Origin of the sequence: Pseudomonas sp. EA_105y_Pfl2_R69 (assembly GCF_963970915.1) — a bacterium.
Lineage (GTDB): Bacteria > Pseudomonadota > Gammaproteobacteria > Pseudomonadales > Pseudomonadaceae > Aquipseudomonas.
Genome location: NZ_CAXAOO010000005.1, coordinates 70,196 through 82,787, shown reverse-complemented (window position 1 = coordinate 82,787; position 12,592 = coordinate 70,196). Strand labels below are relative to the sequence as shown.

Annotated in this window: 14 protein-coding genes and 1 other RNA gene; 9 read left to right on the top strand and 6 right to left on the bottom strand. The window is 63.9% G+C overall.

What is annotated here, in order from left to right; genetic code table 11:
- Together pepP and AACY13_RS15265 are read right to left on the bottom strand one after the other, a co-directional pair.
- Positions 1-1,335 carry a Xaa-Pro aminopeptidase gene (gene pepP, locus AACY13_RS15270; RefSeq protein WP_339462436.1) on the bottom strand — a complete coding sequence of 445 codons (1,335 nt, stop codon included), beginning with the start codon at positions 1,333-1,335 and terminating at the stop codon, positions 1-3.
- A 49-nt stretch (positions 1,336-1,384) separates the two neighbouring features.
- Entirely contained in the window at positions 1,385-1,939 is a 555-nt protein-coding gene (locus AACY13_RS15265; protein WP_339462435.1) for a YecA/YgfB family protein, read from the bottom strand.
- Positions 1,940-2,354: 415 nt separating this feature from the next.
- Between AACY13_RS15265 and AACY13_RS15260 the strand changes: the two genes are divergently transcribed.
- The 6 genes from AACY13_RS15260 (at position 2,355) to AACY13_RS15235 (ending at position 5,641) form a co-directional block, all read left to right on the top strand.
- Positions 2,355-3,482, top strand: a complete 1,128-nt coding sequence (locus AACY13_RS15260) for a DNA cytosine methyltransferase (RefSeq protein WP_339462434.1) — start codon at positions 2,355-2,357, stop codon at positions 3,480-3,482.
- On the top strand, positions 3,479-4,210 hold the full coding sequence (locus tag AACY13_RS15255; protein ID WP_339462433.1) for a GIY-YIG nuclease family protein: 732 nt from the start codon (positions 3,479-3,481) through the stop codon (positions 4,208-4,210). Before AACY13_RS15260 ends, AACY13_RS15255 begins: the two co-directional genes overlap by 4 nt.
- A 55-nt stretch (positions 4,211-4,265) precedes the next feature.
- Positions 4,266-4,472 (top strand): TIGR02449 family protein, encoded by a 207-nt coding sequence (locus AACY13_RS15250; protein WP_325503817.1) that lies wholly within the window; start codon positions 4,266-4,268, stop codon positions 4,470-4,472.
- Entirely contained in the window at positions 4,472-4,786 is a 315-nt protein-coding gene (locus tag AACY13_RS15245; RefSeq protein ID WP_339462432.1) for a cell division protein ZapA, read from the top strand. The genes AACY13_RS15250 and AACY13_RS15245 overlap by 1 nt, the downstream gene beginning before the upstream one ends.
- A gap of 30 nt (positions 4,787-4,816) precedes the next feature.
- Positions 4,817-4,995: non-coding RNA, 6S RNA (gene ssrS, locus AACY13_RS15240), on the top strand.
- A gap of 49 nt (positions 4,996-5,044) precedes the next feature.
- The gene (locus AACY13_RS15235; protein WP_339462431.1) at positions 5,045-5,641 is read left to right on the top strand and encodes a 5-formyltetrahydrofolate cyclo-ligase; all 597 of its coding nucleotides are present in this window, start codon (positions 5,045-5,047) and stop codon (positions 5,639-5,641) included.
- A gap of 40 nt (positions 5,642-5,681) precedes the next feature.
- Here AACY13_RS15235 and AACY13_RS15230 read toward each other — a convergent pair whose 3' ends face one another.
- Positions 5,682-5,816 carry a hypothetical protein gene (locus AACY13_RS15230; RefSeq protein WP_339462430.1) on the bottom strand — a complete coding sequence of 45 codons (135 nt, stop codon included), beginning with the start codon at positions 5,814-5,816 and terminating at the stop codon, positions 5,682-5,684.
- A 179-nt stretch (positions 5,817-5,995) separates the two neighbouring features.
- Between AACY13_RS15230 and AACY13_RS15225 the strand changes: the two genes are divergently transcribed.
- The gene (locus tag AACY13_RS15225; protein ID WP_339462429.1) at positions 5,996-6,445 is read left to right on the top strand and encodes an EVE domain-containing protein; all 450 of its coding nucleotides are present in this window, start codon (positions 5,996-5,998) and stop codon (positions 6,443-6,445) included.
- A gap of 44 nt (positions 6,446-6,489) precedes the next feature.
- A complete protein-coding gene (locus tag AACY13_RS15220; protein ID WP_339462428.1) occupies positions 6,490-8,343 on the top strand; it encodes a sensor domain-containing diguanylate cyclase in 1,854 nt (617 codons plus the stop codon).
- Here AACY13_RS15220 and AACY13_RS15215 read toward each other — a convergent pair.
- Entirely contained in the window at positions 8,333-8,743 is a 411-nt protein-coding gene (locus AACY13_RS15215) for a flagellar basal body-associated protein FliL (RefSeq protein WP_339462427.1), read from the bottom strand. The genes AACY13_RS15220 and AACY13_RS15215 overlap by 11 nt on opposite strands.
- Before the next feature lie 232 nt (positions 8,744-8,975).
- Here AACY13_RS15215 and AACY13_RS15210 point away from each other — a divergent pair, with 232 nt between their 5' ends.
- Positions 8,976-9,953 (top strand): NADPH:quinone oxidoreductase family protein, encoded by a 978-nt coding sequence (locus AACY13_RS15210; RefSeq protein WP_339462426.1) that lies wholly within the window; start codon positions 8,976-8,978, stop codon positions 9,951-9,953.
- A gap of 105 nt (positions 9,954-10,058) precedes the next feature.
- Here the strand turns inward: AACY13_RS15210 and AACY13_RS15205 are convergent, their stop codons facing one another.
- Both AACY13_RS15205 and ubiD read right to left on the bottom strand, forming a co-directional pair.
- On the bottom strand, positions 10,059-11,027 hold the full coding sequence (locus AACY13_RS15205) for a CDP-6-deoxy-delta-3,4-glucoseen reductase (RefSeq protein WP_339462425.1): 969 nt from the start codon (positions 11,025-11,027) through the stop codon (positions 10,059-10,061).
- On the bottom strand, positions 11,027-12,493 hold the full coding sequence (gene ubiD / locus AACY13_RS15200) for a 4-hydroxy-3-polyprenylbenzoate decarboxylase (RefSeq protein WP_339462424.1): 1,467 nt from the start codon (positions 12,491-12,493) through the stop codon (positions 11,027-11,029). Before ubiD ends, AACY13_RS15205 begins: the two co-directional genes overlap by 1 nt.
- Positions 12,494-12,592 lie beyond the last annotated feature (99 nt).

Here is a 12,592-nt window from a genome sequence, read left to right as displayed (position 1 = left end):
CTAGGCGGCCACGGTGCGGGCGGCAGCCATCAGCGCTTCGATCTCGGCCACGGTTTTCGGCACGCCGGTGGTGAGGACCTCGCAGCCGGTCTTGGTCACCACCACGTCATCTTCGATACGCACGCCAATGCCGCGCCATTTCTTCGCCACGTCCTGATTGTCCACGGCGATATAGATGCCCGGCTCCACGGTCATGGCCATGCCGACCTCCAGCACGCGCCATTCGCCGCCGACCTTGTACTCGCCGACATCGTGCACATCCATGCCCAGCCAGTGGCCGGCACGGTGCATATAGAAAGGCTTGTAGGCCTCGCTGGCGATCAGTTCTTCGACCTCGCCCGCAAGCAGGCCCAGCTCCACCAGCCCGGCGGTGATCACCCGTACGGTGGCTTCGTGGGCTTCGTTCCAGTGCTTGCCCGGGGCGATATGCTTGAAGGCTTCCTCGTTGGCCTTGAGCACCAGCTCGTAGATGGCCTTCTGTTCCGGGGAAAACCTGCCATTGACCGGAAAGCAGCGGGTGATATCGCTGGCGTAGCAGTCGATCTCGCAACCGGCGTCGATCAGTACCAGGTCGCCGTCCTTCAACGGCGCGTCGTTCTCGCGGTAATGCAGGATGCAGGCGTTCTTGCCGGCGGCGACGATGCTGCCATAGGCCGGCATCTTCGCCCCGCCCTTACGGAACTCGTAATCCAGCTCGGCTTCCAGGTGATACTCGAACAACCCGGCACGGCTAGCCTGCATGGCGCGCACATGGGCGCGGCTGGAGATCTCCGCGGCTTCCTTCATCACCTTGATTTCCGCCGCCGACTTGTACAAACGCAGGTCGTGGAGCAGATGCTCGAGGGTGACGAACTCGTTGGGCGGCGTAGCGCCCTGACGTGCCTTGGAGCGGATCACGTTGATCCACTCCATCAGCTGGCGGTCGAACTCGTGGTGGGTGCCCATGGAGGAATAGACCCGGTCACGGCCCTCGATCAGCCCCGGCAGGATGTCGTCGATATCGCCGATGGGGAAGGCATCGTCCGCGCCATACTGGCTGATCGCGCCGTCCTGGCCGGCGCGCAGGCCGTCCCACATTTCCCGCAGCGGGTCGCGCTCGCGGCAGAACAGCACGTACTCGCCATGCTCGCGGCCGGGAATCAGCGCGATGACCGCCTCCGGCTCGGGAAAGCCGGAGAGGTACTGAAAGTCGCTGTCCTGGCGGTAGATGTGTTCGACATCGCGGTTGCGGATATACACCGGCGCGGCTGGCAGGATGGCGATGCTGTTGGGTTCCATCTGCGCCATCAGCGCCTTGCGCCGACGGGCGTATTCAGACTTGGGGATGCTGATCATAGGCAGATAGGGTCCACTTCCAGTTACATGAAAATCAGTGACGGGCGAATCAATGCAGCGACGGTTTGACCGCCGCAGCCTCGGGCTTGGCGCACTCGCTGAACAGCAGCAGGGGCGCAACGCGCAGGTATTCCATCACTTCCATGTAATCGCTCTCGCCGTCCTCGGACTCTTCCAGGGCGTTCTGCACCTGGGCAATGGCCGACAGGTCCTGCAGCACCTCCATGGCCTCTGCGCTCAGGGCCTTGTCGCGCACGGTCAGGCCGAAGCCGCCGAGAAAACCCTGACACCATTGTCCCAGCGCCACGGCGCGTTCGCCAAGCGGCGCATCGTCGCTGGGCAACAGCAGGACCACGGTGACATCGTTGCTCGACAGCTCGTTCTTGACCATTTCCTGCAGGCCGATCAGCGCCTGGCGCACGCTGTCCTCGGCGGCGCTACCGAGCAGCTCGGCGGCATCGATCAGCCAGGGCTCGATATCGAAACCGGCACCGGCGCAACTGCGTCCGAGCAACAGGCCGTGCAACTCGGCCGGGGAAACGGAATGACCACTGCTGGCGAGCAGGGCGGCGAAGGCGGCGTACGGAGAATTCGAAGTAGGCATAGATAACTAGGCGCAAAGCTGCGCAATCACTAGAATGGAGGCCTTGTATCCTAGGGGCTGTTGATGTTTCAGCACAAGCCGCGTTGCTGCGCAAAATCTCGCCAGGCTAGGCGGGGGACGCCGGTAATGGTTATTCCCTTGCCCAGTCCCCCAACACCGCATGGCGAGATTTTCCGCGCAACCCGCAGGGCCGGGCCTGTTTTTGCGCGATGCTGCGTTTCTCGACACTCATTTGGAACAACCAAACTTCGCGTCTCGTGCCTTGCCTCGCGCAAAAACAGGCTCCGGCGCGGTCGTGATGAAACGTCAACAGCCCCTGGCACCAGCAAGCGCGCCAAGACCATTCAAGGTGCTCGACGGATTCGCCCCAGCCCACCGCGCCCCGCCCCCAGTCTGTGCACAAGGTAAGCGTCACATGCCGTTTTTCTATGAATTCTTTGCCGGTGGCGGCATGGCCCGCGCAGGCCTTGGCGAAGCATGGAGCTGCAGCTTCGCCAACGACTTTTCCGCCAAGAAGGCCGAGTCCTATGTCGCCAACTGGGGCGGCGAGCACCTGCGGGTCGACGATATCAATGCCCTGAGCGGCCGCGACCTGCCCGGCCACGCCGCCCTGGCCTGGGCCTCCTTTCCCTGCCAGGACCTGTCCCTGGCGGGCAACGGTGCAGGCTTGCGCGGCCAGCGTTCGGGCTCGTTCTGGGGCTTTATGCGGCTGATCCGCGAGCTGGCGCAGGACGGGCGCAAGCCGGGCATGATCGTCATCGAGAATGTCTACGGCACCCTGACCTCCCACGAAGGCAAGGATTTCGAAGCCATTGCCGCGGCCATCGCCGCTGCGGGCTATGTGTTCGGCGCACTGGTGATCGATGCGGTGCAGTTCGTGCCGCAATCGCGGCCACGGCTGTTTATCCTCTGCGTCGACCAGGCCCTGCAGCTCCCCGCCGAACTGATCGGCCAGCGCCCCTCGCCGGCCTGGCACCCGGAAAAGCTGATCGCCTGTCACAACAACCTGGCAAAAAAGATCCAGGACCAGTGGCGCTGGTGGAAACTGGCCGAACCGGCCACGCCCATGCACACCCTGGACGACATCATCGAGGCCGAACCCAGCGGCGTCAGCTGGCACAGCGAGGCGCAGACGCAAAGGCTGCTGACGCTGATGAGCCCGCTCAACCGGCAGAAGGTGCTAGCCGCCCAGCAGCTCGGCAGGCTGCAGGTAGGCACCATCTACAAACGCACGCGCAATAACCTGCAGCGCGCCGAAGTGCGCTTCGACGGCATCGCCGGCTGCCTGCGCACCCCTTCCGGCGGCTCCAGCCGGCAGACCATCATGATCGTGCATGGCCAGTCGATTCGCTCACGGCTGATCTCCCCCCGCGAGGCCGCGCGGCTGATGGGCCTGGCGGACAGCTATCGCCTGCCCGCCAACTACAATGACGCCTACCACCTGCTCGGGGATGGCGTCGTGGTGACGGTGGTCGCGCACCTCAACCAACACCTGCTGCTGCCCCTGCAACGCGCCCAGCAACAGCTCCGGGAGGCCCTGTGAGCCTGCACGAACAACTGCTCCTGGCAACCGCCGACGCCCCCGCGGCCTCCATCGCCACCAGCGAACTGCCCCTGGAGACCCGGGAGCTGCGCCGTCTGCTGGACGACTTTCTCAACCAGGAAGTGAGCAACCCGCTGACCCAGGGGCGGATCAAGCTCGGCAACTACAAGTGGGGGGTGTACGCCTTCTATGATTACGACGACGAGCCCATCTATGTCGGCCAGACCAAAGAGTCGATCCGCACGCGCATCAAGCGGCACCTGACCAACCAGCGCACCGATGCGGTGGCCATGAGCGTGCTCGACCCGTTCGAGGTCTATAAGATAGTCGTCTACCCCATGCCGCAGCTGGAGTCATGCGCCGCCGGCGATGCCCAGGCCAAGGCCCAGCTCGATGCCCTGGAACACCTGATCTACAGCCAGGCGATCGGCACCTCGAAGTTCCGCGCCATTCTCAATGAAAAGGAACCGCCCAGCCCGAGAGTCGACATCAGCGCACCCGAGAGCTACAGCGGCATCATCGTCTCGGCCGCCGTGCGCAATATCCGCGAACACCCCGACATCCGCATTGCCCGCCGCACCCAGACACTCTCGCGGCTGGCGCTGATCATCAGCCAGCGTCGCGTACAGAAAGGTCTGCGCAAGGTTTTACATGTGCAGGCATTACGGCTTGAATGGTTGGCTAGAAAACGCTTCGACAGCGCCTCCGATACTGTCGAAGACGACTGAAAGACGTTATTTTTCGATTGCCAGCCCCGCTCATATACCCACGAGTAGAGAATCCATGGAAGATGCCGACCTGCACGCCCTTACGACCAAGCTGGACTTGCTGATCCAGCGTGTCGAGCAGCTCAAGGCCCACAACCGCGCTCTCCTGGCAAATGAAAAGGCTTGGCGCGAGGAACGCGCCCATCTTATTGAAAAGAACGAAATGGCCCGGCATAAGGTCGAATCCATGATTTCGCGCCTGAAAGCCCTGGAGCAGGATTAATGACTCAGTCGAATACGCTTACCGTCCAGATCCTGGACAAAGAATATTGCATCGCCTGCCCGAGCGATGAACGCAGCAATCTGGAGAACGCCGCACGTTATCTGGACGGCAAGATGCGTGAGATTCGCTCGAGCGGCAAAGTCATCGGAGCCGACCGCGTCGCGGTCATGGCCGCCCTGAATATCACCCACGACCTGCTACACAAACAGCAACACCTCGACCAGCAGGCCAGCGCCAACAGCGAACAGGTACGCAGCCTGCTCAGCCGAGTCGATCACGCCCTCGAAAGCGACGCGGATGAACACGGCAGCTGATTCGCCGGCGGTTTCGGGTATACTGGCCACCGCTCCCTGGAGTGTGCGCCAGTTGGTGATGTCCCTGAGCCGATACGCACAAACCCGGAGGTTGCATGTTGAGGCCGGTGTGCATGTCCGCCTGACGGAAAGCCTTAACGCCTCCTGCACCCTCCACCTTGAACTTTCGGGTTCAAGGGCTAAGCCGACAGCGGCACGTCGGGGAGTCACTCTTTCCAGCCCGTTGCCCACTCGCGGCAACGGTCAGCGCCAGCAGCCATGATCGAATCCAACTCTCTCAGCCGTGCGCAACTGCGTCGCCAGTTGCGCCAGCAACGGCGCGCCCTCGGCGGCCTGGCTCAACGCCAGGCCGCCCGCGGTCTGCACCGACAACTGGCGCAGCACCCGCTGTTCCGCCGCGCCAGGCATATCGCCCTGTACCTGCCCAATGACGGCGAAATCGACCCCCGTCCCCTGCTGCGCGCCGCCCAGCGTCGCGGCAAGACGACCTACCTGCCGGTACTCAGCCCCTGGCCGCAGAGCAAGATGGTGTTTCAACGCATCGATGCGCGCGAGCCGCTGCGGGCCAATCGCTTCGGCATTGCCGAACCGCGGCGCAACCGCGCGCGGCAACGCAAGATCTGGGCGCTGGATCTGATTCTGCTGCCTTTGGTCGGTTTCGATCGCCACGGCGGACGCCTGGGCATGGGCGGCGGCTTCTATGACCGCAGCCTGGCCTACCGGAAAATGCGCAAAAATTGGCACAAACCGACGCTGCTCGGTCTGGCTCACGAATGTCAGCAGGTAGATCGGCTGACGATGGCCAGCTGGGATGTGCCGCTGCAAGCGACGGTGACGGACAAGACCTGGTACTGATTGCTGCGGGGTGCCGCACTCCCTGCGGCGCTTGGCTGACTCAACCGGCCGCGTGCTGGCCGACTGGCGCGTCCGGCTGGCGCTCCCATAGACTCTGGGTATAGCCCGTGGTGACCACACCCAGGCTGAACAGAATCACCAATACCCACAACACATCTGGTTTACGTTTTTTCATGGAATGCCTCCCCCTTGAAGGCATGACCCACGGTGGACCCGTGGCGATTATTCTTATTGATCCCGCGACGGCCCGGCAGCCACTAGCCGCCAGGCCGATACAGACAGCGCCTGAGCACGGCCCCTGGTCGCGCCGACCAGGTCTGCCCGCTTAAGGACTGGCGAACAGGAGCAAAGTTCATGCCTTACTGGTTAATGAAGTCAGAACCCGACGAACTCTCGATCCATGACCTGCAGCGCCTGGGGCAAACCCGCTGGGATGGGGTGCGCAACTACCAGGCGCGCAACTTTATGCGCAGCATGCAGCCGGGCGAGCTGTTCTTCTTCTATCACTCCAGCTGCCCGCAGCCGGGTATCGCCGGCATCGCCCGGATTGCCTCGGCGCACTACCCCGACCCCACGGCGCTAGAGCCCGAGAGTCACTACTTCGATGCCAAGGCCAGCGCCACCAAGAACCCCTGGAGCGCCCTCGACGTGGCCTTTGTCGAGGCCTTTCGGCAGGTCATCCCGCTGACGCAGCTGAAAGCGCAAAGCGCCCTGCTGGAACTGCCGCTGGTGCACAAAGGCAGCCGTTTGTCGGTGATGCCCGTCAGCAGCCAGGAGTGGGCGGCGATCCTGGCTATGCGCTGAAATAGCACTGTGCTATTAGGTAGAGGAACCTTTTGGGGCTCTCTATGTTGCAGCGCTCTCGCTCCCCCTGGCCAGCCCACCTCGCGCTCGCAGTTCTACTGCTGACGCTGTGCCTGGCCAGCCTGCTGATCTGGCAACAACTGCTGAGCGCGCAACAGCAGCGTATTGCCGAGCGCGTGAGCTATCAGGCCTACAGCCTGGCCCGTCAGCTGGAAGCCAGCCTGATCTACCAGGTCGACGATCTGCAGCGCCTGGCGCAAGCGTGGAACCACCGCGGGCGCATCCCCCGGGACGAATGGACCCTCGACAGCCAGTTCTCCCTCAAGCACTTCAAGGGCTACCAGGCTATCCAGTGGCTGGGCAACGACCTCGTTATGCGCTGGATCGAGCCGCTACAGGGTAACGAGGCCGCCCAGCAGTTCCGTCTGACCCCGGCTCACCCCAACTTCAACCTGGCGATGCAGGCCAAGGCCAGTGGCGAACCGCGCTTTTCCAACAGCTTCGCCCTGGTCCAGGGTGGCCGCGGCTTTATCCTCTACACCCCGCTATTTATCGCCAGCCCCCAGCAGCAACCGGTCTTCGACGGTTTCCTGCAGGGTGTGTTTCGCGTCGAGCAATTGATGGACGAACTGCTCAGCGGCCTCGACGATGGCGACTTCAGCGCCTCCCTGCTGGAAACCGGGCAACCCATCTACCAGCGCACCCGCGGCCCCGCGGTCGAGGCCCTGCAGCAGGTCGTGGCGCTGCAGCTGCTCAACAACAGCAACTTCGCCCTGCGCCTCAAGCCCAGCGAGCGCCTGGTCCAACAACTCAGCACGCCACTGCCCGAGTTCATCCTCGGGGCCAGCCTGATTATCAGCCTGCTGCTGGTCGCCGCCCTCGCCCTGGCCCTGGAGAACGCCCGCCGCGCCCACGCCCTGAACAACGGCAACCGCCAGCTGAACGAGCAGGTCAGCCAGCGCGAACTGATCGAACAGGTGCTGCGCGACAGCCGCGAACGCCTGCAACTGGTACTCGACCTGACCGACGCCAGTCGCGACGGCCTGTTTATCATCGACCCGCAGAGCCGCGACATCCTGCATATGAACCAGGCCATGTACAGCAGCCTGGGCTATAGCGCCGAGGCCTTCAGCCATCTGCTCAAGGAAGACCCCGAGCAACTGCTGCCGGACTTCCACCAGTGGCTGGACGGCGTGCGCCAGGCGCAGCAGGACAAGCTGTCACAGATATTCCAGCAGCAGATGCGCCGCCGCGACGGCAGCCTGCAGGCCGCCGAAATCAGCGCCCAACTGATGGTTATCAATGGCCATGAATACCTGATCGGGGTCTCCCGCGACAACAACGAACGCCTGCAGATCGAAGCGCAGCTGCAGCGCCTGTCGCAGCAGGACGGCCTGACCGGCCTGTACAACCGGCGCTACTTCGATAACCGCCTGGCCAGCGAGTGGCGCCGCATGCGCCGACATAACGCTGCCCTGACCCTGCTGATGCTGGATATCGACTATTTCAAGGCCTATAACGACCAGCTCGGCCACCTGGCCGGCGACGATATCCTGCAGCAGGTCGCCGAACTGCTGCAATGCTGCATGCAGCGCGAAGACGACTGCGCCTGCCGCTATGGCGGAGAGGAATTCGCCATCATCCTGGCCAACGCCGACCTGCACAGCGGGGCCCAGGTCGCCGCGCGGGTGCATCAGCAGCTGGCCGAACTGAATATTCCTCACCCGGGCAGCCCGTTCGGCCGGATAACCCTGAGCATTGGCCTGGCCTGCATCGAGCCGAGCCAGGACAACCAGCCCTATATGCTGATCGCCCAGAGCGACCAGGCGCTCTACCGGGCCAAACACCAGGGCCGCAACTGCACCTGCGAATGGCAGCTGGCGCGGACTACTGAATGATCAGGTTATTGAACAGCAGGTCCTCCACCAGCGGCTTGCCCTCCTCCTCGTTGAGCACATCCTGCACCTGCTTGAGCGCCTGCTGACGCAGCAGCTCCTTGGCGTCGGCCGCCGCCATGCTGGCGTCGGTCTGCTGGGAAAACAGCATCACCAGCTGATTGCGGATCAGTGGGTCGTGGTGCTTGACCGCGGCCTCGGCCTCGACACTGGAGACCCGCAGGGAAATATCCGCCTTGAAGAACTTGAGCTTCGGCCCCGTACCGAAATTGCCCACCAGGGCCGGGAACAGGGAAACATAGGCCACCACAGGGGCCGCCCCCTCCTTGGCTTTTTCATCCTCCTCGGCCTGCGCCAACAGCGGCAGGGACAGAGCCATCAGCAATGCGATCCAGACTTTCACGGTGTAATCCTCAAGAATTCAGGCCCCGACGGCCGGTACGGCTAGCAGGTCACTAGGGTCTGTCCCGCTGCATCGCGAGGCGAATGCAACGCAGACAGGCTCCAGCATAGCCACAGCGGCGGCCAGGCCCAAGCCCTATGCTTATGCAAGGCCATCAGGAGCGGGCATGCTCGTTGACCGCGACCCGCGCCACCCTACACTGCAACCCCATCAACCCTAGAGGAAGCGCCCGATGAAAGCCGTGCTGTGCAAAGCCTTCGGCCCCGCCGAAACCCTGGTACTGGAAGAAATCGCCAGCCCCGAAGCGAAGAAGAACGAAGTGCTCCTGCACGTGCATGCGGCCGGGGTGAACTTCCCCGACACCCTGATCATCGAGGGCAAATACCAATTCAAGCCACCCTTCCCCTTCTCCCCCGGCGGCGAAGCTGCGGGCGTGGTGGCGGCGGTGGGCGAGAAGGTCAGCCACCTGAAAGTCGGCGACCGGGTCATGGCCCTGACCGGCTGGGGCAGCTTTGCCGAAGAAGTGGCCGTGCCCGGCTATAACGTCATGCCGATCCCGGCCAGCATGGACTTTGCCAGCGCTGCCGCCTTCGGCATGACCTACGGCACCTCGATGCACGCGCTCAAGCAGCGCGCCAACCTGCAGCCGGGCGAAACCCTGCTGGTGCTCGGCGCATCCGGCGGCGTCGGCCTGGCGGCAGTGGAGATCGGCAAGGCCATGGGGGCCAAGGTAATTGCCGCGGCGAGCAGCGCCGAGAAGCTGGAAGTGGCCAGGGCCGCCGGTGCCGACGAGCTGATCAACTACAGCGACAGCAACCTCAAGGACGAGGTCAAGCGCCTGACCGGTGGCCAGGGCGCGGACGTGATCTACGACCCGGTGGGGGGCGACCTGTTCGATGCGGCCATCCGCAGCATCGCCTGGAACGGCCGCCTGCTGGTGGTGGGCTTCGCCAGCGGGCGCATTCCCGAGCTGCCGGTCAACCTCGCCCTGCTCAAGGGCGCGGCGGTGGTCGGGGTATTCTGGGGCTCCTTCGCCCAGCGCCAGCCCCAGGACAACGCGGCCAACTTCCAGCAGCTGTTCGCCTGGCACGCCGAAGGCAAGCTCAAGCCGCTGGTGTCGCAGACCTTCCCGCTGGAAAAAGCCGGAGAAGCCATCGACACCCTGGGTCAGCGCAAGGCCGTGGGCAAGGTGGTAGTGCAGGTGCGGTAAATACAGGGTGGATGACGCCTTATTCATCCACCACTCACGCCCAGATTGGTGGATCGGTGAAGCGTGATCCACCCTACGAAGCCGCCCCAGAGCGGCTTCTTTCATTCACCCGCGCGGCGCGTAGGCAAACACGTCGGCGCGCATCTGGTGGGCGTCCATGCCGGCATCGACCAGGGCATCCAGGGTGGCATAGACCATGGCCGGCGAACCGCTGGCATACAGATGCAGGGCCTTGAGGTCGGCGAAGTCTTCGCGCACGGCTTCGTGCAGCAGGCCGCAGCGGCCCTGCCAGCCACATTGGTCGCTGACCACCTGATGCAGGAACAGATTGGGCAGTTGCCGCCACTGCGCCCAGTGCTCCAGCGCGTAGAAGTCTTCCGGCCGGCGCGCCCCCCAGTACAGATGCACCGGGTGGGCGAAGCCGGCGGCGCGACAGTGCTCGATCAGGCTGTGCATCTGCGCCATGCCGGTACCGGCCGCGATCAGCACCAGCGGGCCATCCGGCAGCTCGGCCAGGTGGGTATCGCCGAATGGCATCTTCACCCGCGCCAGGCCCCGGCTGCGCAGCTGGGCGATCAGCTTCGCGGTGGACTCGTCACGGGCCAGGATATGCAGCTCCAGCTCCCGGCCACAATGGGGGGCCGAAGCCAGGGAGAAGGCGGCGTAATCCTCATCCTCGCGCTGCAGCAGCAGGTACTGGCCGGCGTGGTAGCGCGGCACCTTTCCGGCCGGAGCGCTAAGACGCAGGCGGAACACGTCGCCGCCCACCTCATCGCACGCGACAACCCGACAGGCCAGCTCGCGCACCGGCAGCTCGCCGGGGGCCAGCACACCGTCCCAGTGCAGCACACAGTCTTCCAGGGGTTCGGCCAGGCAGGTGAACAGCTCGCCATGGTCCAGCGCGCTCGCGCCCTGCTGCACCCGCCCCTCCACCAGCAGCGCCGCACAGATATGGCAGTTGCCATTGCGACAGCTCTGCGGGCAGTCGTAGCCCAGACGTCGCGCGGCATCCAGGATGCGCTCGCCGGCCCGTACTTCAAGTACAGCACCCGAAGGATTCAGGGTGACTTTCATCAATCGATTCCCAACTCAGACCAGAGCGCATCGACGCGCTGCTTGACCGTCTCATCCTGAACGATAGCCCGGCCCCACTCACGCGTGGTCTCGCCCGGCCATTTATGGGTGGCGTCCAGGCCCATCTTCGAACCCAGACCGGACACCGGCGAGGCGAAGTCGAGGTAGTCGATCGGCGTGTTGTCGATCAGCACCGTGTCGCGCTTGGGGTCCATGCGCGTGGTAATCGCCCAGATCACGTCGTTCCAGTCCCGTGCATTGATGTCGTCGTCGGTGACTATGACGAACTTGGTGTACATGAACTGTCGCAAAAACGACCAGACACCGAGCATTACGCGCTTGGCGTGGCCGGGGTACTGCTTCTTGATGGTCACCACCGCCAGGCGGTAGGAGCAGCCCTCGGGCGGCAGGTAGAAGTCGGTGATTTCCGGGAACTGCTTCTGCAGGATCGGCACGAACACTTCATTGAGCGCCACCCCGAGGATCGCCGGTTCATCCGGCGGGCGACCGGTGTAGGTGCTGTGGTAGATCGGCTTTTGCCGGCGGGTGATGCGCTCCACGGTAAACACCGGGAAGCGGTCCACCTCGTTGTAGTAACCGGTGTGGTCGCCGTAGGGGCCTTCATCGGCCAACTCGCCGGGATGGATCACTCCCTCGAGGACGATTTCGGCGCTGGCCGGCACCTGCAGATCACTGCCGCGAGCCTTGATCAGCTCGGTGCGATGGCCGCGCAGCAGGCCGGCGAAAGCATATTCGGACAGGCTGTCCGGCACCGGGGTGACCGCACCGAGAATGGTCGCAGGATCCGCACCGAGGGCGACGCACACCGGGTAGGGGCGATCCGGGTACTTCTGGCACCACTCGCGGTAGTCCAGCGCACCACCACGGTGGCTGAGCCAGCGCATGATCAGCTTGTTGCGGCCGATCACCTGCTGGCGATAGATACCGAGGTTCTGCCGTTCCTTGTTCGGCCCCTTGGTGATGGTCAGCCCCCAGGTGATCAGCGGGCCAACATCGCCGGGCCAGCAGGTCTGCACCGGCAGCTTGCCGAGGTCGACGTCGTCGCCCTCCTCGATCACTTCCTGGCAGGGCGCGTCCTTCAGCACCTTGGGTGCCATGGCCAGCACTTTGCGGAAGATCGGCAGCTTGGACCAGGCGTCTTTCAGCCCTTTCGGCGGCTCGGGCTCTTTGAGGAAGGCCAGCAGTTTGCCGATCTCGCGCAGCTCGCTGACTTCTTCCGCGCCCATGCCCAGGGCTACCCGCTTGGGCGTGCCGAACAGGTTGCCGAGCACCGGCATGTCGAAGCCCGTGGGGTTCTCGAACAGCAACGCCGGCCCGCCGCGACGCAATGTGCGGTCACAGACCTCGGTCATTTCCAGCACAGGGGAAACCGGCGTCTGGATGCGCTTGAGTTCGCCGCGCTGTTCCAGCCCACGGATAAAGTCGCGCAGGTCGCGATACTGCATGCAGATGCCTCATTTCGGGCCGAGCAATAGGGGCGCAAAGTTTAGCGCCGAACTGGGTTATTCAGAAGAATGGAGCAACGCCCAGATGCACAAAAGCCG